At 38.4% G+C, this 25,032-nt stretch carries 29 protein-coding genes and 1 tRNA gene; 7 read left to right on the top strand and 23 right to left on the bottom strand.

Annotated features, from left to right (window positions below):
- Positions 1 to 52: 52 nt before the first annotated feature.
- Together TASI_RS06970 and TASI_RS06975 are read left to right on the top strand one after the other, a co-directional pair.
- Positions 53 to 1,384: a cytochrome c gene (locus TASI_RS06970; RefSeq protein ID WP_014112061.1), complete on the top strand. Its 1,332-nt coding sequence runs from the start codon at positions 53 to 55 to the stop codon at positions 1,382 to 1,384.
- A 1-nt stretch (position 1,385) separates the two neighbouring features.
- Positions 1,386 to 2,291 carry a c-type cytochrome gene (locus TASI_RS06975; protein ID WP_014112062.1) on the top strand — a complete coding sequence of 302 codons (906 nt, stop codon included), beginning with the start codon at positions 1,386 to 1,388 and terminating at the stop codon, positions 2,289 to 2,291.
- Between the two features lie 45 nt (positions 2,292 to 2,336).
- Here the strand turns inward: TASI_RS06975 and TASI_RS06980 are convergent, their stop codons facing one another.
- Genes TASI_RS06980 through TASI_RS07000 form a run of 5 tightly spaced genes read right to left on the bottom strand, consistent with a single transcriptional unit; the run spans position 2,337 to position 8,331 of the window.
- Positions 2,337 to 3,626, bottom strand: a complete 1,290-nt coding sequence (locus TASI_RS06980) for a cytochrome-c peroxidase (RefSeq protein ID WP_044978156.1) — start codon at positions 3,624 to 3,626, stop codon at positions 2,337 to 2,339.
- Positions 3,598 to 4,533 (bottom strand): sterol desaturase family protein, encoded by a 936-nt coding sequence (locus tag TASI_RS06985; protein ID WP_014112064.1) that lies wholly within the window; start codon positions 4,531 to 4,533, stop codon positions 3,598 to 3,600. Before TASI_RS06985 ends, TASI_RS06980 begins: the two co-directional genes overlap by 29 nt.
- Positions 4,523 to 5,548 carry an imelysin family protein gene (locus TASI_RS06990; protein ID WP_014112065.1) on the bottom strand — a complete coding sequence of 342 codons (1,026 nt, stop codon included), beginning with the start codon at positions 5,546 to 5,548 and terminating at the stop codon, positions 4,523 to 4,525. The genes TASI_RS06985 and TASI_RS06990 overlap by 11 nt, the downstream gene beginning before the upstream one ends.
- A gap of 7 nt (positions 5,549 to 5,555) precedes the next feature.
- Positions 5,556 to 6,896 carry a di-heme oxidoredictase family protein gene (locus TASI_RS06995; RefSeq protein WP_044978158.1) on the bottom strand — a complete coding sequence of 447 codons (1,341 nt, stop codon included), beginning with the start codon at positions 6,894 to 6,896 and terminating at the stop codon, positions 5,556 to 5,558.
- Positions 6,871 to 8,331 carry an imelysin family protein gene (locus TASI_RS07000; protein WP_044978160.1) on the bottom strand — a complete coding sequence of 487 codons (1,461 nt, stop codon included), beginning with the start codon at positions 8,329 to 8,331 and terminating at the stop codon, positions 6,871 to 6,873. Before TASI_RS07000 ends, TASI_RS06995 begins: the two co-directional genes overlap by 26 nt.
- Before the next feature lie 166 nt (positions 8,332 to 8,497).
- Here TASI_RS07000 and TASI_RS07005 point away from each other — a divergent pair, with 166 nt between their 5' ends.
- Both TASI_RS07005 and TASI_RS07010 read left to right on the top strand, forming a co-directional pair.
- Positions 8,498 to 8,863 (top strand): hypothetical protein, encoded by a 366-nt coding sequence (locus TASI_RS07005; RefSeq protein ID WP_028884382.1) that lies wholly within the window; start codon positions 8,498 to 8,500, stop codon positions 8,861 to 8,863.
- Between the two features lie 148 nt (positions 8,864 to 9,011).
- Positions 9,012 to 10,124, top strand: a complete 1,113-nt coding sequence (locus TASI_RS07010; protein WP_014112068.1) for an esterase-like activity of phytase family protein — start codon at positions 9,012 to 9,014, stop codon at positions 10,122 to 10,124.
- Between the two features lie 222 nt (positions 10,125 to 10,346).
- Here the strand turns inward: TASI_RS07010 and TASI_RS07015 are convergent.
- Positions 10,347 to 10,422: transfer RNA gene (locus TASI_RS07015), tRNA-Thr, on the bottom strand.
- Positions 10,423 to 10,574: 152 nt separating this feature from the next.
- Between TASI_RS07015 and TASI_RS07020 the strand changes: the two genes are divergently transcribed.
- Positions 10,575 to 11,126, top strand: coding sequence for a DUF805 domain-containing protein (locus TASI_RS07020; RefSeq protein WP_014112069.1), 552 nt, complete (start codon positions 10,575 to 10,577; stop codon positions 11,124 to 11,126).
- Positions 11,127 to 11,131: 5 nt separating this feature from the next.
- Here TASI_RS07020 and TASI_RS07025 read toward each other — a convergent pair whose 3' ends face one another.
- From TASI_RS07025 to petA, 5 genes are read right to left on the bottom strand one after another with little or no spacing between them, the layout of a single operon-like run.
- The gene (locus tag TASI_RS07025; RefSeq protein ID WP_014112070.1) at positions 11,132 to 11,560 is read right to left on the bottom strand and encodes a stringent starvation protein B; all 429 of its coding nucleotides are present in this window, start codon (positions 11,558 to 11,560) and stop codon (positions 11,132 to 11,134) included.
- Positions 11,560 to 12,171, bottom strand: a complete 612-nt coding sequence (locus tag TASI_RS07030; protein WP_014112071.1) for a glutathione S-transferase N-terminal domain-containing protein — start codon at positions 12,169 to 12,171, stop codon at positions 11,560 to 11,562. Before TASI_RS07030 ends, TASI_RS07025 begins: the two co-directional genes overlap by 1 nt.
- Before the next feature lie 21 nt (positions 12,172 to 12,192).
- Entirely contained in the window at positions 12,193 to 13,050 is an 858-nt protein-coding gene (locus tag TASI_RS07035; RefSeq protein ID WP_014112072.1) for a cytochrome c1, read from the bottom strand.
- Between the two features lie 17 nt (positions 13,051 to 13,067).
- Positions 13,068 to 14,453, bottom strand: coding sequence for a cytochrome b (locus TASI_RS07040; protein WP_014112073.1), 1,386 nt, complete (start codon positions 14,451 to 14,453; stop codon positions 13,068 to 13,070).
- Positions 14,454 to 14,474: 21 nt separating this feature from the next.
- Positions 14,475 to 15,116 carry a ubiquinol-cytochrome c reductase iron-sulfur subunit gene (gene petA, locus TASI_RS07045; protein WP_014112074.1) on the bottom strand — a complete coding sequence of 214 codons (642 nt, stop codon included), beginning with the start codon at positions 15,114 to 15,116 and terminating at the stop codon, positions 14,475 to 14,477.
- A gap of 130 nt (positions 15,117 to 15,246) precedes the next feature.
- On the opposite strand from petA, the gene mscL reads away from it, so the two are divergent.
- Positions 15,247 to 15,693: a large conductance mechanosensitive channel protein MscL gene (gene mscL / locus TASI_RS07050; protein ID WP_014112075.1), complete on the top strand. Its 447-nt coding sequence runs from the start codon at positions 15,247 to 15,249 to the stop codon at positions 15,691 to 15,693.
- Here mscL and TASI_RS07055 read toward each other — a convergent pair whose 3' ends face one another.
- On the bottom strand, positions 15,694 to 16,485 hold the full coding sequence (locus TASI_RS07055) for a Nif3-like dinuclear metal center hexameric protein (protein ID WP_014112076.1): 792 nt from the start codon (positions 16,483 to 16,485) through the stop codon (positions 15,694 to 15,696).
- A 10-nt stretch (positions 16,486 to 16,495) separates the two neighbouring features.
- Between TASI_RS07055 and TASI_RS07060 the strand changes: the two genes are divergently transcribed.
- Positions 16,496 to 17,719, top strand: coding sequence for a S1C family serine protease (locus TASI_RS07060; protein ID WP_044978163.1), 1,224 nt, complete (start codon positions 16,496 to 16,498; stop codon positions 17,717 to 17,719).
- Here the strand turns inward: TASI_RS07060 and tatC are convergent.
- The 11 genes from tatC to mlaD form a co-directional block, all read right to left on the bottom strand.
- Entirely contained in the window at positions 17,677 to 18,429 is a 753-nt protein-coding gene (tatC, locus tag TASI_RS07065) for a twin-arginine translocase subunit TatC (protein WP_014112078.1), read from the bottom strand. The two genes, TASI_RS07060 and tatC, sit on opposite strands and share 43 nt — an antisense overlap.
- The gene (tatB, locus tag TASI_RS07070) at positions 18,422 to 18,778 is read right to left on the bottom strand and encodes a Sec-independent protein translocase protein TatB (protein WP_014112079.1); all 357 of its coding nucleotides are present in this window, start codon (positions 18,776 to 18,778) and stop codon (positions 18,422 to 18,424) included. Before tatB ends, tatC begins: the two co-directional genes overlap by 8 nt.
- Positions 18,778 to 19,056, bottom strand: coding sequence for a Sec-independent protein translocase subunit TatA (tatA, locus tag TASI_RS07075; RefSeq protein ID WP_014112080.1), 279 nt, complete (start codon positions 19,054 to 19,056; stop codon positions 18,778 to 18,780). Before tatA ends, tatB begins: the two co-directional genes overlap by 1 nt.
- A gap of 9 nt (positions 19,057 to 19,065) precedes the next feature.
- Positions 19,066 to 19,821: a 1-(5-phosphoribosyl)-5-[(5-phosphoribosylamino)methylideneamino]imidazole-4-carboxamide isomerase gene (locus TASI_RS07080; protein ID WP_014112081.1), complete on the bottom strand. Its 756-nt coding sequence runs from the start codon at positions 19,819 to 19,821 to the stop codon at positions 19,066 to 19,068.
- A 15-nt stretch (positions 19,822 to 19,836) separates the two neighbouring features.
- Positions 19,837 to 21,090: a UDP-N-acetylglucosamine 1-carboxyvinyltransferase gene (gene murA / locus TASI_RS07085; RefSeq protein ID WP_014112082.1), complete on the bottom strand. Its 1,254-nt coding sequence runs from the start codon at positions 21,088 to 21,090 to the stop codon at positions 19,837 to 19,839.
- A complete protein-coding gene (locus tag TASI_RS07090; protein ID WP_014112083.1) occupies positions 21,090 to 21,338 on the bottom strand; it encodes a BolA family protein in 249 nt (82 codons plus the stop codon). Before TASI_RS07090 ends, murA begins: the two co-directional genes overlap by 1 nt.
- 5 nt (positions 21,339 to 21,343) lie before the next feature.
- Positions 21,344 to 22,132 (bottom strand): ABC transporter permease, encoded by a 789-nt coding sequence (locus tag TASI_RS07095; RefSeq protein WP_014112084.1) that lies wholly within the window; start codon positions 22,130 to 22,132, stop codon positions 21,344 to 21,346.
- Entirely contained in the window at positions 22,132 to 22,935 is an 804-nt protein-coding gene (locus TASI_RS07100; protein ID WP_014112085.1) for an ABC transporter ATP-binding protein, read from the bottom strand. The genes TASI_RS07095 and TASI_RS07100 overlap by 1 nt, the downstream gene beginning before the upstream one ends.
- 3 nt (positions 22,936 to 22,938) lie before the next feature.
- Complete coding sequence (locus TASI_RS07105) at positions 22,939 to 23,532, bottom strand: MlaC/ttg2D family ABC transporter substrate-binding protein (protein ID WP_014112086.1); 594 nt, start codon at positions 23,530 to 23,532, stop codon at positions 22,939 to 22,941.
- Between the two features lie 96 nt (positions 23,533 to 23,628).
- The gene (locus TASI_RS07110) at positions 23,629 to 24,561 is read right to left on the bottom strand and encodes an MlaA family lipoprotein (protein WP_028884371.1); all 933 of its coding nucleotides are present in this window, start codon (positions 24,559 to 24,561) and stop codon (positions 23,629 to 23,631) included.
- Positions 24,558 to 25,031: an outer membrane lipid asymmetry maintenance protein MlaD gene (gene mlaD / locus TASI_RS07115; protein ID WP_014112088.1), complete on the bottom strand. Its 474-nt coding sequence runs from the start codon at positions 25,029 to 25,031 to the stop codon at positions 24,558 to 24,560. The genes TASI_RS07110 and mlaD overlap by 4 nt, the downstream gene beginning before the upstream one ends.
- Between the last annotated feature and the right edge of the window lies 1 nt (position 25,032).

Here is a 25,032-nt window from a genome sequence, read left to right on the forward strand (position 1 = left end):
TGATTTTAGCACGCACATAATAATCAAGGGACACTCCTATAAGAGATCAATCATGAGAAAATTTGTCGTTTTCATTTCCACAATAGTTATAGTAGGAATTCTTTTTTACGCAGCTTCTTTTCTTCTAACCTCTCTAAGAAAAGACTCTGTAAAAGATATTACGAATTTTAGCGAAGAGCAAATCAAAAGAGGCGAATATATTGCGAAATCCTCTGACTGCTATGCCTGTCATACCGTACCTGGTAGTAAGGAGTTTGCAGGGGGACTTGCTATGCAAACTCCAGTTGGAGCCATTTATTCCACTAATATCACTCCTGATAAAGAGACTGGTATAGGTTCTTATACTTACGAAGATTTTTATAACGCAGTAAAAAATGGTGTAGGCAAGCATGGGCAAGCACTTTACCCTGCAATGCCATACCCTTCATACACAATTCTTAAAGATGAAGACGTTGAAGCACTATATGCTTACTTTATGAAGGCCGTAAAACATGAATCTAAAAAGAACCAAGACTCTACTCTACCATTTTGGATGTCTACGAGATGGCCAGTTGCTTATTGGCAAGCATTATTTGCTCCTAAGAGAGATTTTGTGCCACCTCAAAACGCTGATGAAATTATCGCTCGAGGGGCATATTTAGTGGAAGGATCTGGACACTGTGGTGCCTGTCATACTCCACGTGGATTTGCTTATCAAGAAAATGCATATTCTCTAGCAGATGGGGATGAATATCTATCTGGTGCTGTGGTAGATGGTTGGAGAGCTAAAAGTCTTCGAGGCGAAGGTAATGGTTTAGGTGAGTGGTCGGCAGATGACCTTCACACATTCTTAAAATCAGGAAGAACTGATAGCAATTTTGCGTTTGGTGCGATGAGTGATGTTGTTCAACATAGCTTGCAATTTATGACTGATGAAGATTTGAAGGCCATGGCTATGTATTTAAAAACATTGCCACCTACAAAAGGTAGAGCAGAAAAACGTGAAACCAAGGCAGATAAGACTACAAATGCATTGCTCTCAGGCACTGACCTATCAAGAGGCGGCTTACTTTATATGGAATTTTGTATGACTTGTCATAGAGCTGACGGAGACGGTGTGAAACGCATTTTCCCAGCACTAAACAATAACACCGCAGTGGTTGCTACAAATCCAGAATCTGTAATTCAACTAATGCTTGAGGGTAGCCACAGTGCACACACAAAACATGATGTAATGAGTTTTGCGATGCCTAAATTCGATTATTTAAGCGATGCGGATATTGCAATTTTAGTTAACTATATTCGTAATTCATGGACGAATGTAGCACCTAAAACCTCCACCGAAAAAGTTTCTGAAATGAGGGCGTTTATTAAGAACAAAGCACCTCATTACGTAGGAGAATAATATGAAATTATCATTTATTTCAAAAGTAAGTTTCTCAGTTGCTATTGCTTTAACATTAATGGCTTGCGGTAAAAAAGATGTAGCTGAAACTCCTGCAAGAAAAGATAATATCACCATTAAATTAGGCGATAAGATTGTCTCAGAAGATTATCAAATTCCTCGCTTGGCTGATGCCGTGAACCACCCAAATGCGGACCTAATTATCTATGGATCTCGATTATTAAATGAGACTAAAAGGTTGCTGCCAGATAACGTAGGGGCAAACATGAATTGCAATAGCTGCCATATCGGAAGCGGTAAAGAGAAATTAGGTGCTCACTATTTTAATAGTTATTACAGATATCCTAAAGTAATGCCTCGTGCAGGTAAAGAGGTTGATATAGTAGCTAGGATTAATGGCTGTTTCCAAAGGTCTATGAACGGTAAGCCTATAGATCCTGAGTCTCGTGAGATGAAAGCTATGATTGCTTACTATCACTGGCTTGTTGAAGATATTCCACCTAAGGCGGTTGTGCAAGTTGATATCGGCGGGAAAATTAATAGTAATCTAGTGCCTGATATTGAAAACGGTAAGAAAATATACGCCGCTCAATGTGCAACTTGTCACGGAGCCGATGGAGCAGGTCTAAACGACGATAAAGGTCATATGGTGTTCCCACCTCTTTGGGGAGACGGTTCATTTAATATTGGAGCTGGAATGGCGAGAACCTATAAAGCAGCTGCTTTTGTTCGCGATAACATGCCTATGTCTGTCCAAAAAACAGGTATGTGGGGTCAGGGACATGTATTAAGCGACCAAGAGGCCGTGGACGTGTCTGAATATTTCACGCATATGCCGAGACCAGATTTCGCTAAGAAAGTGAATGACTGGCCTAACGGCAAAAAACCAAAAGACGCCCGATACTAAAGATTACCTCCTTGTTTGATGGGCTCGCATTTTGCGAGCTCTTTTTTATTTAGGAGGTTCGATATTTGAAGCCTTTACATCGACTTTAACTGGTTCATCATTTGAGGCCTTAGCATCAACTTTAGTTGTTGCATCAGTCGGAATTTTATCTGCAGCCTTATCTTGCTCTTCTAGCAAATGTTCATATTTTTCGTCTGTCAAAATCTTCATAAAAGCAACTAATGCATCTACCTTCCTATCGGTCAAGGCCTGTGCTTTTAAGTCATCAAGATTAACTGTTTCTTCGTAATCCGTAGGGCCCCATTCCTTACCAGTTTCAGGATTTATTTTTCTATCTGGATTATTGTATTTATCATAAAAAAGAACGACAGTTCTGAGATCCTTAAATACACCGTTATGCATATATGGCCCAGTTACGGCAACATTTCTAAGTGTTGGCGTTTTAAATTTACCCGCCTGTTTAGGGTCGCCATTAACTAAAGGATTTTTCTGAAGGCCTGCATCCTTGTAATCATCTTTAAATTTCAAAAATTTAATCAAATCTGGATTTGTCGGCACGCCAATATTGTGGTATTCAAAAGAAGTAAATGGCTCTTCAGGGCTATCCTCTGTTCTGAGTGCATGGCATGTTTTGCAGTTTACATTGTTATTGGAGAAAAACAGAGTTCGACCAAGGTCCTCAAGAGTTGTTAATTCATATTCACCCCTTAAATATTTATCATATTTAGAAGTGAAAGGTTGAAATTCCTCTGTGTGCTCATAAGCTTGAATCGCATCTCCCATGGCCGCATAAGCTTTTTCGATATCGTCCCAAATATCAGCACCATAGATTTTTTTGAAATTCTCTTCATAAAAAGGATTTTCTTTCAGACGATCGATGATTGTTTTCTTATCGGGCATCATCATCTCTACTTGATTTAACGGTGGATCTCCAGCCTGCTTAGCCATATCCTTCGCACGCCCATCCCAAAACACACCGCCCTTGTATGTTTTACGTTTTTCATCATAGCTAAATGGCAAATGATAACGCCCATACATAGCCGTAGGAGCATTCCTATCGCCAAAGTGCGAGCCATCCGCCCCAGTAGATACCATCTTGTATATCGGGCTATCTCGTCCATCTGTATAGGCCCTTCCTGGCTCATGACAAGATGCACAATTCATGGTTCTATTTCGCGACAGTGCCGTGTCATTGAAAAGCACCTGCCCCATTTGTTCTTTTAAAGCCTTTAAATCCTCTGTAGGCTTCTCTTGTGCTGTGGCAATGCTCCCGCCCACACCCACACAAAGCAACATTAAAAATACTTTAGATTTTTTTACTAATTGATTTCGCATGATTTTTCTCGATATCAAATGCCTCCGCAAACGGAGTTAATAACATACTTACTACAGAATAGTTGTAGTGAGTTTTTTGAAATGGAAATCCAAATCGCTTTTGTCTGACCGCATCTTTAGATGAAATAAATGAGCCAAACATCCAATCCCACAAAGCAATGTAACTGCCATAGTTCTTAAGAGCGTATTTGCTGTAGTGATGAACTTGATGCATGGCAGGAGAGACGAAAAAATGCTCTAGCCATTTTGGATAGGAAAGATATAAATGAGAGTGTCTAAGGTGCGTGCCTAAAAGAGAGAAGATGAATACGAAGGCATTGCCACCTAAGATAGACCACATATTAAGTTTAGGCCCGAAAATAGCCAAAAACACACCTGTAACGACTCCAGCCACCAAAGAATAACGCAAACCAAACAAGAAATTTTCAACTGGATGCACGCGATAAAACGTAAGCGGATTCATGATTTCCGCACTATGATGCACCTTGTGAAAATGCCACAGAAATTTGTTCTCATGCATCAAACGGTGCACCCAATAACGAGAGAAATCACTAATCACAAACAGCACCGCAGCATATAAAACACTTACAGAAGCATATGAAATTTCAGGCGGCGGACCCATATATGGAAAGAGCAATTCGAAGATAAAAAGTGCAACTTCCTTAGCCGACAGTAGCAAAGGGGCTATCAGAAGCAGCTTAATAAAACTAATCGCAAAGAAGTACTTTAAGTCAAGAATTGTACTTGGATGTGTGAGATGATTTTTTGTCTCGCTAAGAATAAATTTAAGACTCCACCCATTCCTACGAGCCACAACTGCAGTATAAATTGCGGCAATCAAAGCCGAGCTAGCAAGATATAGCCAGAAGAGCCTTTGCGTAGAGTCAAAAATAAAATTAGTCTCCATCTGCGTCCATTACCTTAGCTACAACTGGGAGAGCAGATATCAAACTGATATAGTAAAACTTGTAGAGATCGTTTGATAGATCGTAAATTGGTTTGATATTTTCTGGCTTAAAGAGCATTGCATCACTGGTAATTGGTTCAAGTTTTGCTAGTACTTTATCCAGTGTTTTATTAATATCGTCTCCCACTTTTTGTGCTTTAAATTTTTGCAATATGTGATAGAGATTTTTGTGTTTTGCCTTTGAGTCGACCATCTCTTTTTGAGCTTTATATATGGACTTAAGTGAGAGAAAGTTTAAATATGCATAAGGCGTTTCGGACCTTTCTAATCCTGGTTTTCCTGAATATTTTTTAGTCAAACCCGCAGGATCCCCAATCCTCCACTCTTTAGTTGAAAATATACTAGTCGCAAGTGCGTTTACTAAAGCCGCCAATGATTTATCAGGTTCAGAAAGATACTCATCTCTTGCTTGTTCGTAGCCTTCTTTAATTTCAGCTACACGTTTGCAGATATTTTTGGCCATGACCTGAGCAAATTCTATATCTCGTTTATCTAGGATTAAATCTCTATATATCACGTACTCCAGACTATTTAGACTTTTAGTCGAATTTTTAAACAGTGCCTTTTCCGCTGGACTCCCACTATCGAGTGCATGTTGAATTACATCGTATAGATTCTCTTTTCCGTAATGAAAATTATCGATAAATTGCGGATGATCTAGATAGTCCTCATTTAAATCGCCCAAGATATAGTTAACTTGCACAGCCCTCCAGCTGTTATGAAATTTAAGAAACGCATCCTTTATGCCCGACTTTTCAGGGTTTGACGATTGCATATCGATCTGTTTTCTTAATGCATTGCAATCCTCAGTGGCAATGTGCACGTTCTTCTTAATTATGTTGTCATATATGCTTTCTAATTCAGGCTTAAAGTCTGGATTTTTTTCTGCTGTGGCAATGCCCACTATCATCATCGACCCCACAATCGCAGAGATTAATTTAGTTTTAAAATTCATATTAAACCTACAAAGAATTTAAATATTTAAGTAAAGCCTCGCGGTCCTCTTCAGACAAACTCAAAAAACCTTCTTTTGCTTTCTGAGCCTGTCCACCGTGCCAAGCAATAGCCTCAATTAAGGTTTCTGCCCTGCCATCATGCAAATAGCCAAGACCTAACTCTGCTTTAGTATAGTTTCTCCAAAGCGGAGCAGTTCTCCATTGAGATACTGAAGCCTCGAATTCTGGCCTTTTATCACTAAGCCCCTCACCCATATCATGCAATAAGAAATCTGAAAATGGCTCAAATGTCACTCCATCCTTAGTTGTGAGGCTAGGCTTATGACAAAAAACACATTGCAACTCAATAAACACCTTTTTGCCCCGCTCACTTAATTTAAGTTCTTCCTTTGTGAGTTCTTTTTTGGGTGGCAATGGCAAGTTGGCCACATAAAATGCTATTGATTCCAACCTATGAGTCGGCAAATCATAGTCTGGCAAATGCATCTCAAATTTAAGTCTGCGTCCGCGAGGAGCCTCTACGCACTCCTTTTGAAATTGAGTACAGGATTCGTTTTCGATAACAATATTTGTAAGCCCCATATCATTTAGGGCCGCATCTCCCGATTGAACAAGAATAAATGGTTGAGACGCTTTCCATCCAAATTTACCTATGGCAAAAGTTTTATTCACTGGGTCATAGACTTTATTAGCTTTACCCGCCATTTCAGGGTCCGCTTCCGTTTGTAATTTAGATTCTTCAGCGAAATATTCTTCTGGCAAATTTTCTATGTACTTTAATCCAATCAAAGGAGGGGTAATGCGGATAGAAATTCCAGTTTTCGAATCCAATGGCCCATAGCCCATTTGATGAGTACCAATCTCCCACTGAGATAATTTAACTTGTGTACCATCTGAGCTTGGCTCATTAAAACTCTTTTTGCTTAATTTGACTTTTCCTTCAAGCGGCACAGTCCCAATACTTTTTGAGGAAAGTTGATGCCCATAAACTGGGTCTGGCAATGCAATTTGCTCTGTTTTTCGCTTAAAGTGATCTTCAAATTGAGCTAATCTAACGACATAAAGACCATGAACAAAAGAATCTGTAATTAATGGTGATTTTTGTTTTTTGGCAATGTGGCAGGAAGCACATGTATTTGAGCTAAATAATGGGCCTAAACCATCTCTAGCTGTAGTTGAACTAGGAGCTGCCACCCATGGAATATGAAAAAAGGATCTTCCTTCTGTAAACGAGTCTTCTTCCTCGTCAGTAAATTTGGCTTGCTCCGCCGCCAGCAATGACGGCGAAACAAGTAAGTTACAACTTAAACTAAATAATAATTTAGTTAACTTTAGTTTCTTCAGCATCAGTTACATCAGCTTCTGTTAAATCAATATGCAATGACTTAGCAACCACAATCATTTGATCTCCAAGGCGACGCATTTGATTTTTCATACTAACGAGATTTTTGTTATGAACTTCATTTTGAGGCAAGATTTGATAATCAAAATGCATTTCTTTATCAGCAACTTCATTCATAACGCTAATGCGTCTTTGAATATCCGCAATTAATTTATCAATCTTAGCTTTATTCTCTTTTCCTAAAGAGTCATAGAACGACACTCCAGAAGATTTACCATTGGTTTGACCTTTTAGAAGATCTAACCAACCTCTAAAATTCTGGTCAATGTCACGATGTGTATTATCCGCAAAGCATGAATGCTCATCTTCTTCTGATGGAGTAAGTACAGCGACTGCAATCCTCTCATTTGCTAATTCAGACTTAATAAATACACCTAAACCTGAAAGTATTTGTTTTATAGCCTCATCAGTTTTAATATTTTTAGAAGCCTCATCACCTTTTAATTGACCTAAAAGTGCTTGGCGATATAAACCTTTAGCACCATCTCTTTCAGTAGACCAAGCATCAACAAGAGTTTGAAGGTCACTAACTAATTTTTCTGCAGTAGCATTTAAATAATCCTTACGTCGCTCTTTAAATTTATCTTCTGTGTAATCAGTAAGCGGACGTTGACCTGCAGTTAATGGACCAGAAGTAATTTTGTCTTCTACGATGCTGTTATAGTCTTGATCTTGACCCCATAAAAGGAATTCAATTGCGTGCCATCCAGTGGCAACGTTAGCTTCTCCTCCATTTTCGTTTAGTTCAGTGAGAACCTCTGGAGTAATTTTAGTGATATCAACTTCTTTTACATCATCCCCTGTTGGTTTGAATTTACCTGTCGAATCAATGATATTCCCGCTTGTGCGATTGCCTTTCGCATCGATTGTGTAGTCAATCATAAATTCGTCTAAAGGCCATGCATTAATTTGAGATTCTAGATTGCCGTATGTTTCAGCAACCCAACCCTCTTCTGCGTCGATAGGGCCATTTGATAGACGCAATGCTTCAGTAAGTCCATAGCTTTCACGTGCTTTTAGCCATGTATCCTTAGCTGCTTTTAGAGTTTCTTCAGTTGGATTTGCTGTGAATTCTTTGAGAGCTTGTTGATGTGTTTTAGCGTCTTTTAAGGAATCTGAATAATATTTGAGGGCAATATTTGCGTAGTTTTCAAGTGCGGCTTGTTCATCAATATGAACATGGTCAAATTTTTTATGCTCTTTATCATGGTCATGTTTATGCTCATGTTTGTGTTCATGTTTGTGGTCATGTTTGTGTTCATGTTTGTGTTCATGTTTATGATCGTGCTTGTGATCATCAGCTAAAACATAAGTTGATGCTGTGGCCATACTGAGTCCCACAACTAGACTTGAAAAGATTTTATTGAATTTTAAGGACATAATAACCCCAACTAGTAAATGAAAATAGTAATAAGAATCATTATTATATACCCAAACATAAAATGTAACAATTAGTTAGCGGAAACATTGCCACCTTTAGATTAAGCACAGGATACAATGGGCTAGGGGCGTTACAATATGTAAATCAATTTGCAAGGAGAAAACTATGAAAAATATCCTGATTTGTTCTCTAATTGGAATTGGTCTTGCGGCTTGTGTGACTACGCAAGATGATTCACTGTCTCAATACGAAAGGGAGCATTTTTCTACTGAAAAGAATCCAGGGCTCCAAACAGTCCCTCATAAGGATCTTGACACAATTCCTAAGGGATATACTGAGCGTCAAATTCGCATAGCAATCGGTAATCCTAAGGCAAGATTCGTAAAAAATAATGGTCGTACAGTCATTCTAGAATATTTCAAAGAGGAACACGAAGGTTTACCGCACCTCATTCATCACTGTATGATTTTGAGAGATGGATATTATAGAGAAAGCATGACTTCCAAATTCTCTTGCAACCGAGTCAACTAGTTATTTTTCCAGGGTGGATAAATTTAGCCACCCTCATCTTCTCTTATAACCGCATGGATAGTCATTCTTACATATGTATTTATAAATATATAACAGATATGAAATATTTTGTATCTACACTTAGATAAATCATTTAAAGGAGAAATTTATGAGAAACAAATTTATTGCCACCTATTTAAATATCGCAATTTCTACATTAGCATTTGGAGTTGCACACGCTCAAAGCACAGGTGTTAATTCAGTAAATTTACTAAGTGCAATGGAAATTAAGACTGGTACTGTTTTTGATAAAACTGAGTTTGGCGGTATCTCTGGATTAGATATGGCTAAAGACGGTACATATTGGGCTATATCAGATGATAGAGGCGGGGCAAAAGGCACTCCACGTTTCTACAATATCAAAATTGATTTTGATCAAAACTCTATAAAAGGCGTCACTTTCAACAAAGTTCGCAATATGAAAACACCGAACGGAACTAGTTTCCCTAAAGATTCTAAAACAGTGGATCCTGAGGCAATTAGAGTTGCACCAAACGGTAATTTATACTGGGCATCAGAAGGAAACTGGGACCAAGATGCAGCTAAGAGATATCAACCATTTGTGCGTGAGATGAAAACTGATGGAACTCATGTACGTGAACTCAATATCCCACCTTCTTACAACTACTACGATAATTTGAAATCAGGAGTAAGAAACAATAACTCATTTGAGGCATTAGCTGTAACCCCAGATGGTTCAGTTTATGTAGCAACTGAGGGTGGCCTATATCAAGATGGTGGCCCTGCATCTTTGGATAAAGGCTCTAGAATTCGCGTAACTAAACTTAATCCTACTACAAACGCACCTGAAGCTCAGTATGTATATGAATTGCCTAAGATTCCAACAGCTTCACCTACTGGTGGCTTTGCGGATAACGGTTTGACTGAGTTGCTTGCAATTTCTAATAATGAATTCTTGGCTTTAGAGCGTTCATATGCTGATGGCGTGGGCAATACTATTCGTATCGTCAAAGCTACTATTACTGGCGACAGTACTAACGTTAGAAATATTAACGCTTTAGAAGGTGCATCATATAATCCTATGAAACGCGAAGTGCTTCTAGAAATGGCAGGTCAATATAGAGGCGTAAAAATGGATAACATGGAAGCGATGAGCTGGGGCAAAGCATTGCCAAATGGGAATCGCTCTTTGATAGTAGTTTCAGATAATAATTTCAGCGACAAACAAAGAACTTTGTTTATGGTGTTTGAAGTTAAGTAATACTTTCTATCTATTTCATTTATTTAGATGAACCCGTCTGTAAGGCGGGTTTTTATTTTTGAATCCACTTCAATCATTAAAGAAACTATGTAGATTTATAGATTTACTACACTATAGAGTTTAGGGGTAAAAAAGAGGGTAATGATTAGGGAAATGTATGTAGTAATGGGATATTTATAAAAAACTAATAACCGCTTAAATACACGCTTTCAGAGGAGGTATTGGTGCCGGCTACAAGAATCGAACTCGTGACCTTCTGATTACAAATCAGCTGCTCTACCTGCTGAGCTAAGCCGGCCTACAAAAGAAAAACATTATAATTGCTAAATTTATTCAATGTCAATATTCTAAGGTCTCTTTTTACACAATTTGTAGCAAATAAATCGAACCAAAGTAAACTAATATTGCACAGAAATATAATCGAGTTAGTGCTGCTAACTGGGATAAAACATGAAATATTATTTGATGGCTTGGAATAAATTTTTTCAATTCACAGGTCGATCAAGAAGGTCAGAATACTTCTGGTTTGTCGTAATTAATTTAGTCATTATTATCGGTATAGCTCTTATTTCTGTTGTTTTTGGACCCGCAGCCTATGAAGTGGGATTAGGACTGCTAGGTCTTTACTCAATACTCATTTTATTTCCTTCGCTCTCACTTATGGCCAGAAGGTTTCACGATATGAATCTAAGTGCTTGGTTTATATTACCTTTTTTATTGATCAGTGCTTTTATACAGGCTCAAGTAAATTCAGGACTGGAACCAGGTACATTAACTAGAGCGGCAGCTATTGTTCAGTTACTTATACAAATAACATTATGCTTTTTTGCAGGGACTCCAGGTCCTAATAAATACGGCCCAGATCCTAAGGGTATAACTGCACCAATGCCTCAAACTAAGCAAAAACAAAGAGAAGAAACAGTTGAGGTGGCATTACCGGAAGGGAAAGAACCAACGCCAACTAAAATTCCAGATGACCCATTCAAAGGGTACGATGGATAAGAAAATTAATCGATAATTTTAAAACCACCAAAATCCTTAGATTCTGAGCCAGCCTCTTTTTCGGATTTTGTATTTGATGACATATCTTTTTCTGAATTCATAGAATCATTAGACTCTTCAAACTCAGTAACCTCAAACATCAGGCCTTCTTGAGTTTGCTTAGAATAGAAAGCAGCCACTCTAGCAAGTGGAAATGAGACTTCCATGGGCTGTCCACTAAAGCGAGCCATGAAAGAAATCCAATCATTCCCGATAAGCAAATCTTTAACGGACTCGTAGCCTACATTAAAGGTTATAAGCCCATCTTGAACAAACTGCTTAGGGACATTACAGTTCTTATCGGTATGAACGAGAATATAAGGGTCGTAGCCCATATCAGTGCACCACTCATGCAATGCACGAACCACATACCCTTTTGCAGTTGAAGGAAACATTAGCGACGCATCACTTTTTCAGATGGTGTCAATGCTTCAATAAATGCAGGCCTAGAGAAGATACGCTCTGCATATTTTTGAATCGGAGCAGCGGCTTTAGGAAGTTCGATACCGTAGTGATCAAGCCTCCAAAGCAAAGGAGAAATAGCCACATCAAGCATAGAAAATTCATCTCCAAGCATATATTTATTTTTAGACATTACTTGAGAGATTTGAGTAAGTCTATCTCGAATAATATTACGAGCTTCTTTTAACTCTTCCTCATTATTTTTCTTACTGCGATCCTCTAGGATAGATACATAAGAAAATAATTCACGCTCAAAGTTAAAAAGAAACAACCTAGTTCTAGCTCTCATAATAGGCTCACCTGGCATCAATTGAGGATGCGGAAAGCGTTCATCGATATACTCGTTTATGATATTAGACTCATATAGAACTAGGTCTCTTTCAACTAAGATTGGCAATGTGCCATAAGGATTCATGAGTGCAATATCTTCTGGCTTATTGAACAAATCTATATCCTTAACCTCAAAATCCATGCCTTTTTCATAAAGCACAAAACGGCATCTTTGAGAGAAAGGACAAGTATTTCCAGAAAATAAAACGATCATAAGTTACCTCTAAATTTATTGTTATTTTACGTGCTTCCAGTAAGCTTTATTTAGCTGCCATGCAAACACAAAGAAGATAGCTAAGAATAGCATAACCCACAAACCTAAAGTTTTACGGAACTCTTGATGAGGTTCAGACATCCAACCTAAAAAGGCTGTTAAATCTGCCACATCTTTATCGAACTCAGCTTGTTTTTCTGGGTTAAGGTATTTAATTTCTTGGTGACTTGAAGCTACACCTTTGTAGTCTGGCAATACCTTATCGCTCACCTGTTTACGATATCCGTGTTCATCAATCACAGAAACCACTTCGTGCCATTCAGTACCACCACCTTCTTTAGCTTGCTCAACAATATCAGTGATAGTAACTTCTACAGGACTCATCTGTTCCCAGAATGGATTAGGCATTGCTGAGTTAGGGAACACGATATTGTTCCACCCAGTAGCACGAGATTTATCGCGGTAGAAGGTTCTAAGATATGTGTAAATATAATCTGTGCCTGGCTGACCTAAGTTTGCAGATTTTGCACGAGCCATTACAGATAAGTCAGGAGGAGTCACACCGAACCATAGTTTCGCATCCTTACGGTCCATAGCGATGGTCATCTTATCGCCTACTTTTTTACCTGTAAATAATAGATTTTCTTCGATCTGTTTTTCTGTCAAACCAAGCTCTTGAAGATGACTATAGCGCACTAAATTTGCACTATGACAGTTCATACAGTAATTTACGAATAGCTTAGCTCCATTTTGCAAAGAAGCTTTATCGCGTAAATTTATTGGAGCTTCATCCCAATGAACCCCACCTTCAGAAGCGAAAGAAGTACCACTAACTGAAGCAACTAATAAAAGTAATGAAACTAGAAATTTTTTAAACATCTTGTATATCCTCTTTATTAGTGCGGTTTATAAGTGATTCTTTCTGGAACTTGCTTAAATGGTCCAATTCGGCTCCAAATAGGCATAAAGAAGAAGAAAGCTAGATAAATAACAGTACCAACTTGGCTGATAATGTTAATTAAATCATCAGGAGATTTAGTACCGCAAACTCCAAGAACGATAAAATTAATGCAGAAAATAGCATATAGAAGCTTATGCCAACCAGGACGGTAACGAATAGATTTTACTGGTGACTGATCTAGCCATGGCAAGAAGCCAAGCATAACAACGGTACCACCCATAACAATCACGCCCCAGAATTTCGCATCAAAAACACGAAGTAGGATGGCAATGCCCACGAGCACTACAAACCAAATAATTTTCCACAAACCTTTGATATTTTTACTTAGTAAAATTCCAAGAGCAAAAATAACAGCAAATCCAGCTAACACCCATGTAAAGTCATCGGTAGTTGCACGCAACATAGAATAGAAAGGCGTGAAGTACCAAACGGGTGCAATATGTGGTGGTGTTTGTAGTGGATCAGCTGGTAAGAAATTATTGGATTCTAAGAAATATCCACCCATAGTTGGTGCAAAGAACATAATGGCAGCAAAAACTAATAGGAACACAGCCACTCCCAAAATATCATGAACTGTATAGTATGGGTGGAATGGGATACCGTCTAGAGGAATACCATTTTTGTCTTTGTAGTTTTTAATTTCAACTCCATCGGGGTTATTAGAACCAACCTCATGAAGAGCAATAATATGAGCTGCTACTAAGCCGATTAAAACTAGCGGAATTGCTACAACGTGAAATGCAAAGAATCTGTTTAATGTCGCATCTGACACAACAAAATCACCGCGAATCCAAACAGATAAAGTCTCACCAACGAAAGGAATAGCAGAGAAGAGGTTAACAATCACCTGTGCACCCCAGAATGACATCTGTCCCCAAGGTAATAGATAGCCAAAAAATGCTTCAGCCATCAAGCAAAGGAAAATCATAACACCGAAGATCCAAACTAGTTCACGTGGTTTACGATATGAACCGTAGAACATACCTCTTAGCATATGAAGGTATACAACCACAAAGAACATAGACGCACCTGTGGAGTGCATATAGCGAATAATCCAACCATATGGCACTTCACGCATAATATATTCGACTGATGCAAAAGCTTCATTTGCATCTGGTTTGTAATGCATAACCATAAAAATACCAGTCACAATCTGTATAACTAGTACTAGGATTGCAAGAGAACCGAAGAAGTACCAAAAATTGAAGTTTTTAGGTGCATAGTACTTAGCCATGTGGTCATTCCACAGGCTTGTAAGAGGAAATCTACGATCAACCCAACCTAAAAATCCTGTCGTTTCTACAACTTTATCTTTAGCCATTATTTAACTCCTGATTATAGATTAGGCCGCAGCTTCTTGGCCGATTAATATATGAGTATCGTCCACGAAGTAGTAAGGCGGAACTAGAAGATTATCTGGAGCTGGTTGATTTTTAAATACACGTCCAGCCAAGTCAAAATGAGAACCATGACAAGGGCATAGATAACCACCCTTCCAGTCTGAAGACATGCCTTCAGCATTTCCGTCTTTAAGACGCGAAGATGGTGAACAACCTAAGTGAGTACAGATACCGACGCAAACAAACCACTGATCTTTGCGAGAACGATATTGATTTTTTGCATATTCTGGAGTGTATCCAGGTCTTTCTGATTTAGGGTCTGCTACTAAATCCTCAGTAGCCTTCAATGACTCAATCATTTCAGGAGTGCGATGAAGAATCCAAACAGGTTTACCCTGCCACTCCACTGCAATCATAGTACCTGGTGCGATTTGGCTTATATCAACTTCAACTGGAGCCCCTGCAGCCCTTGCTCTGTCCGAAGGAGTCATAGAGGCAACAAATGGAACAAGCGTAGCCAATGTAGCTACGCCTCCGATCGCACAGGCTGTCCCTAATAACATACGTCGAGAAGGGTCATCTGGCAATTGCTCAGGAAATGACAAGCTCTCGCTTTGAACTAAATTGTGTGAATCTTGACTCATTGTATATCCTTATTGGTATTGCCAAGTTTAAAAATTATTCCGCCCCAATTATAACCCTATGAGATTGCATATTACAAAAAAATTCGTTTATGATAATAACCTTTTTCATGACATCGTATCGGAGGGAATTATGTCGTTTTTTAAGGAATTTAGGGAATTCGCTATAAAAGGTAATATGGTGGATTTGGCCGTAGGTGTAATCATCGGGGCCGCATTCGGCAAAATCATTGACTCTTTAGTTAAAGATATTATCATGCCCTTAATCAGCTTTATCTTAGGTGGTGATGTTGATTTCTCTCACAAATTTTTAATTCTTTCTAAGCCAGATAACTATACTGGACCAGAGACATTAGCTGCACTTCAAGAAGCAGGAGCAAACGTTTTAAGCTGGGGTAGCTTTTTAACTGTAGTTATAAATTTCTTACTAATGGCATTCGTAGTGTTTATGCTTGTAAGAACAATCAATAAAATTAAATCAAGAGTTTATGAAGAGGAAGCAGCAGCACCAGCAGCAGACCCTGCAGAGGTTGTGCTTTTAAGAGAAATTCGTGACGAATTAAAAACAAGAAAAATTTAATTAAATCGGATTATTAAGTTCCACATACTCAATCTCAAGCTGAGGGAATTGATCTTTTAGTGCTGATCCCAAAGCTTGAACACCATACCTTTCAGTTGCATGATGACCTGCAGCTATAAACCCCACACCAGATTCCAAAGCTTCGTGATAGCATTTTTCAGATGCTTCCCCAGTGATATAAACATCCGCTCCCTGATCAATCGCATCCTTAAAGTATCCTTGAGCACCACCAGTGCACCAAGCGATACGGTGGATAGGTGCGGAGGCATTGCCAACTAAAAGCGGGGTTCTATCGAGCTTTTGTTCAATCAATGCACACAAATCACCTAGAGTTTTAATTTGCTGTGCAGGACGGCCAAACCAAATTAAGCCATACTTCCCGTAGGTCTCAGGTTTGAGCTCACCCTCCCTCTCTATCATATTTACTTGAAAATCAAGAACGCGTGCAAGCTGTGCATTATTTCCATACTCAATATGTGCATCGAGCGGCAAATGATATCCGAACACATTCAGATTGCCTTTTATTGCGGTGGCAATGCGTTTGTACTTAATATCAACAATTTGTAAATCTTCATTTTTCCAAAACCATCCATGATGTACAATTATTGCATCCGCATTTTTTTGAATGGCTTGCTGTATCAAAGCTTCTGAAGCTGTAACCCCTAGTACAATTTTGTTTATTTTTGATTTCCCTTGAAGCTGTAGTCCATTAGGGGCATAATCATTAAACATATTGGGTTTAAGAGTGCAATCTAGCCACTCTTGAAGTTCTTGTAATTTGATACCGCTCATTATTACACCTATGAGATTAATTTGGACTATTTTTGCAAATCTTTGTGCTATTTGTCTATTAGTTTTATGCGTGTTAGGTATTCTAAAGCCTGACTACATAAGGGGTTATTTTACTCAGACTAACCCGCATTTGTCAGAACCTCAAAGACCGACGGCCACCGTAAAAATTCAACAGCTTGAAGCTCCAAAGGCTAATCTTGGCCTTCAATATAAGCCTAGTGGAGAGGTCAAACATACATTGACAACCACTATCATTACATCTTATGCGGATGCTGTAGCCTTAGCTTCTCCATCCGTAGTTAGCATATACACAACCAAAATCATTGCCTCCCCATTTAAGGGGCTTCGAGATGTGCCATCACTGCGCCCGTTCATTATCGAACAATACAACAAAAAGCTAAATGAACCGACAGATTTAGGTTCTGGTGTGATTGCAAATGCAGAAGGGTACATTCTCACAAATTACCACGTAGTCGAAGCGGCGGATTCTATCGAGGTAGCACTTTACGATGGGCGAAAATTTAAGGCTAAATTCATAGGTGCTGATCCAGATACTGATTTAGCTGTAATTAAGATTGATGTACCAGATTTAGTCCCAATTACTTATGAAAACTCTCAATCTCTTAATGTGGGAGATGTTGTTCTTGCTATAGGTAACCCTTTTGGCGTAGGACAGACTACGACTATGGGCATTGTTTCTGCTATTGGAAGATCTGGTCTTGGGATAAATACATACGAGAATTTTATCCAGACGGACGCATCGATTAACCCAGGGAATTCGGGTGGTGCACTGATTAATGTTAACGGTAAATTAGTTGGTATAAATACTGCGATTTATGCGGATGACGACTATGGAGGTTCATTAGGAATTGGATTTGCGACTCCAGCGGACACTGCTTTAAAAATCCTAAATCAGATAATTACCGATGGCCGTGTTACTAGAGGTTGGCTCGGAATTGAAGCACAGTTAGTAACAAGCGAAGTTGCGAAAACTCTTAAACTCTCCGACACTACGGGAGTCGTAATCGTATCAATAGCAAAAAATAGCCCTGCAGAAAAAGCACATCTAAAAAACGGTGATGTAATCACAGAATTCAATGGCGAAAAAGTAATTAGTGTAGACCATCTGATGATTGATATCGCAGCTCAAAAACCAGGTACCGCCATCAAATTAAAAATCTACCGGAATGGTCATTCTGAAGATTTGGAAATAGTTTTAGAGTCGCGTGAATAGAACATTGCCACCCTAAGGCCTATCTCAAATAATAATATCAATGGAACGGCCATCAAGACCTGACTTATTATGTCAGGAGGCGTCAAAATAGCCGCTACTATAAAGGAACCAACAATCACATAGCTCCTAGCTTGCTTTAATTTTTCTACACTAGCTATACCACTAAAGACTAATAATATAACGACAACTGGCACCTCAAATGTAATTCCAAACGCTAGAAACATAGTGGTCACAAAATCAATATACGCTTCAATATCAGGGGCAAACTGAATGCTGTCAGGGGCTACTGATATTATGAATCGAAATACAAGACGAAACACAAAAAAATAACAAAAACACATGCCTACGATAAAAAGCAGGTAGCTTCCTACCATAAGTGGCAATGCCAATGATTTCTCCCGTCTATATAACCCTGGAGCTACAAATGCCCATGCCTGATACAAAATATAAGGCATTGCAATTACTATTGCAGCAAAAAGCGTGGTCTTAAGTGGCACAATAAAAGGTGTTATTACTCCTAAAGAGATCATACGATCTCCCGCTGGCAAACTTGCTATTAGTGGATGAGCGAGCAAATCATAAATTTCATTAGGCCCTGGATAAATGCATAGGACTAAAAACACTACCACTAGTGCAGCGATTGATTTCAAGAGTCTAGATCGTAATTCTATTAAATGCGGAAGTAAGCCGCCCTCTTCAACTTCAGCCATTATCTTTATTTTGCTTAGAAGGGATAATTACATCAGGAAGGTCGGGAAACTCTTCTTGGCTGAAATCTTTTTTTGATATTTCTGAAAAAGAGGATTGAACTTCATCTTTGATTTGAGTGGCGTGTGTTTTTATACTTTGGGCAGCATCTGTCAATGATGATTTTATAGATCGCAGTTCATCTGCATCAATTTCATGCTCCATATCCTTTTTAAAATCGCTCATATATCGATTTACGCGGCCAGTAATGTGCCCTATGCTTCTGGCAACTTTTGGGAGCTTTTCGGGGCCGAACACCAATAAGGCGACCACCCCAATAACGAAAAATTCGCTAAAACTTAATCCAAACATTAAGGATTTTTGATTTGATCAGAGTCAACTTGGTCTTTAACTGTAGGTTTAGGTACAGATATATCTTGATCTAAACCACCTGATGGCACAACTGGTGGGGATGGAATAACTGCAGGTTTAGAATCCTCGTAATCAGTATCAGCATCCTTCATACCTTTTTTAAATCCCTTAACTGCTCCACCAAGATCTTCACCGGCATTCCTTAGTCTCTTAGTACCAAAAACTAATATCACTACAAGTAATACTATTAACCAGTGCCAAATACTAAAACCACCCATAAATATCTCCTAATCGTTAATGGAATCTACTATATCAATAGCATCTTGTAGGCTATAGTTACCTTTATCAAGACATTTCCCTAAAATAATTCCATCTACTCCGTAATCGACCAAGGTTTTAATTTCTTTGAATCTACTGACTTGATCTATATCGCCGCAAGCTAACACGGGAACGTCCACATTTTGAGCAAAATTAATCGTAGCTTCATAATTAAGTTCAGTCATATCGCCGTTTGGACCCATATCTGTATAGATTATAGAATCAATCCCTTCATCTGTAAGTCTTTGGGCAATGCTTATGGCATCAAACTTAGTAACTTTAGACCAACTATCCGTCACAACTTTTCCGTCTCGTGCATCTAAACCCAAGATAACCTGACCATTAAAAGCTGAACAAGCATCGTTCATAAAATGCGGGTCTTTCACCCCTGCAGATCCAACAACTACATAATCAAACCCCATATCTAGATAAGATTCAATCGAAGCCATTGTTTTAATACCGCCAGCAATTTGAAGTGGCAAGTAATGACTAACTTCATCTACAATTTTACCCAGCACATCATTGTTTTTTGAATATGTTGCCGCATTTTGCGAAGCCGCATTGGGACCAAGTTGAACAATGTGCAATCTATCAGCTCCAAGATCGGCCCATTTTTTAGCCTGTTCAACTGGATCTACATCAAAAGGCGTAGAGCTAGTCTTATCGCCATAACTAACATGGACACATTTGCCATCTTGAATAAAAATTGAAGGAATAATCCACATACAAATTACTTTTATTTAGGAGATTCTTTCTATATCTACACCAACTTTTTTGAGCTTTTCTTCTATCTTGTAATAACCGCGGTCAAGATGATAAATACGATCAATTATCGTCTCACCTTCAGCGGCAAGTGCTGCTATTATAAGGCTTGCAGACGCCCTAAGGTCAGTGGCCATCACTTTTGCACCTTGAAGTCTCTCAATACCGTGTATTTGAGCCTTATTTTCTATAACATTTATATCCGCACCCATTCGATTTAATTCTGGCACATGCATAAATCTATTCTCGAAGATGCGTTCATCAATTGTGCTCTCCCCGTCAGCCAATGCATTTACTGCCATAAATTGTGCTTGCATATCTGTTGGAAAGCCTGGATATTCTTTAGTAACTATAGAAACAGGTTTTGGTCTTCTGTTCATTGTAGCTTTGATTGAATTCTCTCTGACCTCTATTTCTAGCCCTGCTTCAGTTAATTTTTCAAGAATGCAATCCATTGTATGTGGCAATGCATTCGTTAACTCTAATGTACCTCCTGTAGCACCCACGCAGCATAAAAAGGTTCCAGCTTCTATCCTATCAGGCATGATACTGTAATCAGTGCCATGCAATTTTTCTACACCCTCGATAGTGATCCTAGATGTTCCATGCCCTGAGATTTTAGCCCCCATAGAATTTAGCATCTCTGCAAGGTCGTACACTTCAGGCTCTTGAGCTGCATTTTCCAAAACAGTAGATCCAGAAGCTAATGAAGCCGCCATAAGAAATTGTTCGGTTCCACCAACTGTAACCATGTCTGTACGAATAGAAGCACCTTTCAAGCGTTCGGCTTTTGCAACAACAAACCCATGTTCTATTTCAATATCGGCCGATAGGGTTTTAAGTCCCTTAATATGCTGGTCTACTGGCCTCTGACCAATTGCACATCCCCCTGGCAAGCTAACTTTAGCTTCTCCAAATCTAGTTAATAGTGGACCCAAAACTAAGATTGAAGCACGCATTGTTTTAACTAATTCATATGGAGCCTCGTAGGATTTAATATCGTCAGCTTGTAATTTCAGAACTTCTGGCTCAACCCACTCAGCTTTAACTCCGAGCTGTTGCAAAACTTTTATCGAAGTTTTGATATCGTTTAGTTTTGGAACATTTCTAAGAATTACTGGCTCTGATGTAAGTAATGTGGCACATAATATAGGTAGAGCCGCATTTTTTGCACCTGAAACTTTGATTGACCCTTCTAGCCGTTTGCCGCCTATGACTTTTAGTTTATCCATTATCCCTGCTTGGCCTTGTGTTCTTCTGGTGTAAGTGTAGTCATGGATAAGGCGTGGATTTCTTCTTTCATACGATCCCCCAAAATTTCATAAACCATCTGATGACGCTGTATAAGTCGCTTTCCTGTAAAAGCTTCACTCACGATAGTAGCAAAAAAATGAGTCCCGTCCCCTTCAACATAAATGAATTCGCAAGGTATTTCGGTGGCAATGAGCTCTTTAATTAAATCTTCTCTTGATTGCGTCATAGTAATTAAGAACGAAGTTTGTAACCTGTCTTTATGATTCTAATGGTAACTAAGGAAACAATAATAAAACAAACAAGTACCACTATTAAGCTATGCCAAGGCGAAACATCGGAGACACCAAAAAAGGCATACCTAAAACCATCTATCATATAAAAAACTGGGTTGTAATACGATACAGACTGCCAAAAATTAGGCAAACTGTGGATTGAATAAAACACTCCTGATAAAAATGTCATGGGCATTACTAAAAATGTCTGGAAATTTGCTAATTGGTCCCATTTATCCGCAACAACTCCATTGAGTAATCCTAAAGCGGCAAAAGTCGCACTACATAAAATAGCAAAAACAATTAGCCACAAAATATTTTCAGGGATTATTAATGCATATAAAAGACTGCACAACCAAATAACAAAGCCAACTAAGATTGCCCGAGCCACTCCCGCTAATGTATAAGCAAAATACATCTCATAGGTCGATATCGGTGGCAATAGAATAAATACAATATTGCCGCTCATTTTAGACTGCAAAAACGAAGAAGCTGAATTGCTATAAGCATTTTGCATCATAGACATCATCATAAGTCCTGGTGTTAAGAACTTAACGTATGGTATTGAGCCATAAGCTACCCTATCACTTAATACTTGAGCAAATACCACTAAGTACAAAATTGTGGTCATAGTAGGAGCAGCTACAGTTTGAAAAATAATTTTTTTGAATCTATCAATTTCCTTACTTAATAGTGCGGGAAATCCAGAACCAAACTCTAATTTGGATTGCAGTCTATGGTTTTCCATTAAATCAACTCTCTTCTGGAAGTATCATAAAAATCATCTAATTGACTTAACTTCATAAATGCACTCTCTAGATTGTTAACGCCCAATGAATTTAATAGATTTGAAGTTTCGTCTAACGCAACTAGATTCCCGTGGCTTAAAAAGGCAATACGATCACACATCTCTTGAGCTTCTTCAAGGTAGTGAGTAGTAAGAAGTATAGTATGTCCCTGTGCATTTAATTCTTTGATAAATTTCCAAAGGCTCTGACGAAGTTCAACGTCAACGCCAGCTGTTGGTTCATCAAGGATAATTACTGGTGGTTTATGAACTAGTGCTTGAGCAACTAACACCCTTCTCTTCATGCCACCCGACAAAGCTCGCATATTAGTATTAGCTTTATCTGTAAGATTTAGTTTTTCTAGAAGTTCTTCAATCCAAGACTCATTTTTATATAGCCCATAAAAACCAGATTGATTTCTTAAAGTCTCTATCACAGTAAAAAAAGGGTCAAAAACTAACTCCTGTGGTACGACTCCTAAACACCTTCTAGCTTGTTTATAGTTATCTTGAACATCAAAATTAAAAATCTTTGCACTACCTGAGGTAGGAATTGATAAGCCAGCTAGAATGGAAATAATCGATGTTTTACCTGCACCATTAGGCCCAAGTAAACCAAAAAACTCACCCTCTTTAATATTAAAACTGACTTCTTTTAATGCTTGAAAACCAGCTCCAACAGGTCGGCCTAAAAGGCTTTTGATAAAGCTGGTTTTCTTTGCATAAATTTTTGTTATATTTTTTATGCTTACTGCTTCAGACATAACCTAATTGTTTTTCTCCAGAGCTTGAATCAAGCCATCGATCCCGCCTTTGTTGATTTCTCCAGCGAACTGATTTCTATAGTTTTGTATCAACCATATATTCTCTACATTAAAGTCATAGAACTTCCAAGTGTCACCAGATTTTTCTAATCGGTAGTCAACTTCAACTATTCCTGAATTGTTTTTGATTTTAGTTCTTACAACAGCATCATTTGCGTTAGGATCACCGCGAAAAGGTTCCATAATAATCTCTGTAGAATCGTCTACTTTTGAGAACGCACCACTATAAGTACGAATAAGTGTTTTCTTAAAAGCCTCTGTAAGTGCTGATTTTTGCTCAGGAGTAGCTTTTCTCCATGGCTGACCAGTAGCTAAACGAGTAGTTTTTTGTATATTAGAAACTGGGATTAATTTATCGTTTACGATTTTTTGGATTGCAGCAGTATCTCCGCTTTTAGCCGCAGCATCGTTTTGAATAACTTTAATAGTATCCTCAGCCACTTTCTTTACGAAATCATTTGGATTTTCTGCCGCTTGTATGCCTATTGTTAAAGCAAAGAGAGAACTAGCCAAAAGAGTTTTAGTTAATTTATTCATATCTCCTCCTGTGTTTATAAGTTGTATGTATTAATAATAAATTATTAAATAAGACACTATAGAATTAAAAGTAGAAATAATATTTCAATTAATTCCTTATTCACCAGGATCTTCGTATTGAGGAACTGATGGATCTACATACTGGGGAGTGCTTGGCGAAGCAGCCTCTGGATCCTCGTACTGAGGTAAATCACTCTCTGGGTCATCGTATTGAGGGAGGTTTGACTCAGGATCTTCGTACACAGGTAAATTATCTTTCTGAATCAAAACTTTTGATTGTTTTGCCCTTTTTTCAGCAGCCAATTCTTCTTGATATAAACCATTAGGCTCCAACTTGCTTCTAACCAAGGCACGTCGGTTTTGTAAGTAAGCATCACGAATGAAGGCATACTCATCTAAAGCCAAACCTTTAGTCATGTTTTCAACTTCCAAAAGCTTATACCTTATATCTGTATATTTAAGCCCTAGTAGAGTATTGCGCAACCTAACATTTTCTATTGCTGAAGGTGATGAATACACTAACGTGGTACCCACTGAATCTCCTAAAAGACCTACACCATCTCTTAAATTCGATGGTCCTAGAATGGGAAGATATAAATATGGACCTTCACCCAACCCCCAAACAGCTAGTGTTGTTCCAAAATCGTTTGGAATTTTAGGAACACCATTCTTAGTTGCGACATCGAAGCATCCACCAACACCCATAGTTGAATTTTGTACAACCCTACCTAAAGTGTTGAAGAAATCGACACCTCTACCCTGAAGTAAACTGTTTATACCCGACCAAACATCATCTAAATTTGAGAATATATTTGATATACACCTCTTAGCTCCACCAGGCAAAACTGCAGAATAAAGTTCCGCAACGGGACGTACAATAGCATCATCCACTGTTTTATTTACTTTATATATTGTGCGATTCATACTTTCATATGGATCACCTTTGGTAGGATGTTGTACAGATACGCAAGCTGATAAGATGCTGACTAAAAATAATGATTTGATAGCTCGGATTATATGTTTATTCATTCTTTAGTAGTCCCTTCTTTTTCTGCCGTAGAGAAAAGGAACTTACTAATCAATTCCTCCAAAACAATTGCACTTTGAGTGTACATAATCTCATCACCTTCTTTAAGATTACTCTCCTCAGCTCCAGGAGTAAGACCAATATATTGCTCTCCTAATATTCCTGATGTCATGATTGTTGCAGAGGTATCTAAAGGAAACAAATATTTTTGATTAATATCTAAAGACACCACACCTTTAAATTCAGAATTATCAAATTCTACCGAATCAACTCTACCTACAACCACACCATTACTACGAATTGCTGCTCTTGCTTTAAGAGAGCCCACATTATCGAATTTTGCAGTTATGCGATAAGTTTTCTCAAATGTGTATGTATTTAGATTGCCTGCTTTGAGAGCTAAAAATGCTATTGCTACAAGACCTAAAAGAAAAAATAATCCAACTAAAAAATTTGTTTTGTTGCTGTGCATA

This window comes from Taylorella asinigenitalis MCE3, assembly GCF_000226625.1.
GTDB classification, from domain to species: Bacteria; Pseudomonadota; Gammaproteobacteria; order Burkholderiales; family Burkholderiaceae_B; genus Taylorella; species Taylorella asinigenitalis.

What these genes read in the sequence shown, in the direction of transcription:
- TASI_RS06970 (WP_014112061.1), top strand. Translation starts at nt 53, where the DNA reads ATGAGAAAATTTGTCGTTTTCATTTCCACAATAGTTATAGTAGGAATT.
- TASI_RS07080 (WP_014112081.1), bottom strand. Translation starts at nt 19,821, where the DNA reads ATGTGGATTATTCCTTCAATTTTTATTCAAGATGGCAAATGTGTCCAT.
- petA (WP_014112074.1), bottom strand. Translation starts at nt 15,116, where the DNA reads ATGAGTCAAGATTCACACAATTTAGTTCAAAGCGAGAGCTTGTCATTT.
- mlaD (WP_014112088.1), bottom strand. Translation starts at nt 25,031, where the DNA reads ATGCACAGCAACAAAACAAATTTTTTAGTTGGATTATTTTTTCTTTTA.
- TASI_RS07010 (WP_014112068.1), top strand. Translation starts at nt 9,012, where the DNA reads ATGAGAAACAAATTTATTGCCACCTATTTAAATATCGCAATTTCTACA.
- TASI_RS07095 (WP_014112084.1), bottom strand. Translation starts at nt 22,132, where the DNA reads ATGGAAAACCATAGACTGCAATCCAAATTAGAGTTTGGTTCTGGATTT.
- TASI_RS07025 (WP_014112070.1), bottom strand. Translation starts at nt 11,560, where the DNA reads ATGTTTCCTTCAACTGCAAAAGGGTATGTGGTTCGTGCATTGCATGAG.
- murA (WP_014112082.1), bottom strand. Translation starts at nt 21,090, where the DNA reads ATGGATAAACTAAAAGTCATAGGCGGCAAACGGCTAGAAGGGTCAATC.
- TASI_RS06990 (WP_014112065.1), bottom strand. Translation starts at nt 5,548, where the DNA reads ATGAATTTTAAAACTAAATTAATCTCTGCGATTGTGGGGTCGATGATG.
- TASI_RS07110 (WP_028884371.1), bottom strand. Translation starts at nt 24,561, where the DNA reads ATGAATAAACATATAATCCGAGCTATCAAATCATTATTTTTAGTCAGC.
- TASI_RS06975 (WP_014112062.1), top strand. Translation starts at nt 1,386, where the DNA reads ATGAAATTATCATTTATTTCAAAAGTAAGTTTCTCAGTTGCTATTGCT.
- TASI_RS06980 (WP_044978156.1), bottom strand. Translation starts at nt 3,626, where the DNA reads ATGCGAAATCAATTAGTAAAAAAATCTAAAGTATTTTTAATGTTGCTT.
- tatA (WP_014112080.1), bottom strand. Translation starts at nt 19,056, where the DNA reads ATGGGTGGTTTTAGTATTTGGCACTGGTTAATAGTATTACTTGTAGTG.
- TASI_RS07060 (WP_044978163.1), top strand. Translation starts at nt 16,496, where the DNA reads ATGAGATTAATTTGGACTATTTTTGCAAATCTTTGTGCTATTTGTCTA.
- TASI_RS07090 (WP_014112083.1), bottom strand. Translation starts at nt 21,338, where the DNA reads ATGACGCAATCAAGAGAAGATTTAATTAAAGAGCTCATTGCCACCGAA.
- TASI_RS06985 (WP_014112064.1), bottom strand. Translation starts at nt 4,533, where the DNA reads ATGGAGACTAATTTTATTTTTGACTCTACGCAAAGGCTCTTCTGGCTA.
- TASI_RS07100 (WP_014112085.1), bottom strand. Translation starts at nt 22,935, where the DNA reads ATGTCTGAAGCAGTAAGCATAAAAAATATAACAAAAATTTATGCAAAG.
- TASI_RS07000 (WP_044978160.1), bottom strand. Translation starts at nt 8,331, where the DNA reads ATGTCCTTAAAATTCAATAAAATCTTTTCAAGTCTAGTTGTGGGACTC.
- mscL (WP_014112075.1), top strand. Translation starts at nt 15,247, where the DNA reads ATGTCGTTTTTTAAGGAATTTAGGGAATTCGCTATAAAAGGTAATATG.
- TASI_RS07105 (WP_014112086.1), bottom strand. Translation starts at nt 23,532, where the DNA reads ATGAATAAATTAACTAAAACTCTTTTGGCTAGTTCTCTCTTTGCTTTA.
- TASI_RS06995 (WP_044978158.1), bottom strand. Translation starts at nt 6,896, where the DNA reads ATGCTGAAGAAACTAAAGTTAACTAAATTATTATTTAGTTTAAGTTGT.
- tatC (WP_014112078.1), bottom strand. Translation starts at nt 18,429, where the DNA reads ATGGCTGAAGTTGAAGAGGGCGGCTTACTTCCGCATTTAATAGAATTA.
- TASI_RS07040 (WP_014112073.1), bottom strand. Translation starts at nt 14,453, where the DNA reads ATGGCTAAAGATAAAGTTGTAGAAACGACAGGATTTTTAGGTTGGGTT.
- TASI_RS07020 (WP_014112069.1), top strand. Translation starts at nt 10,575, where the DNA reads ATGAAATATTATTTGATGGCTTGGAATAAATTTTTTCAATTCACAGGT.
- TASI_RS07005 (WP_028884382.1), top strand. Translation starts at nt 8,498, where the DNA reads ATGAAAAATATCCTGATTTGTTCTCTAATTGGAATTGGTCTTGCGGCT.
- tatB (WP_014112079.1), bottom strand. Translation starts at nt 18,778, where the DNA reads ATGTTTGGATTAAGTTTTAGCGAATTTTTCGTTATTGGGGTGGTCGCC.
- TASI_RS07035 (WP_014112072.1), bottom strand. Translation starts at nt 13,050, where the DNA reads ATGTTTAAAAAATTTCTAGTTTCATTACTTTTATTAGTTGCTTCAGTT.
- TASI_RS07030 (WP_014112071.1), bottom strand. Translation starts at nt 12,171, where the DNA reads ATGATCGTTTTATTTTCTGGAAATACTTGTCCTTTCTCTCAAAGATGC.
- TASI_RS07055 (WP_014112076.1), bottom strand. Translation starts at nt 16,485, where the DNA reads ATGAGCGGTATCAAATTACAAGAACTTCAAGAGTGGCTAGATTGCACT.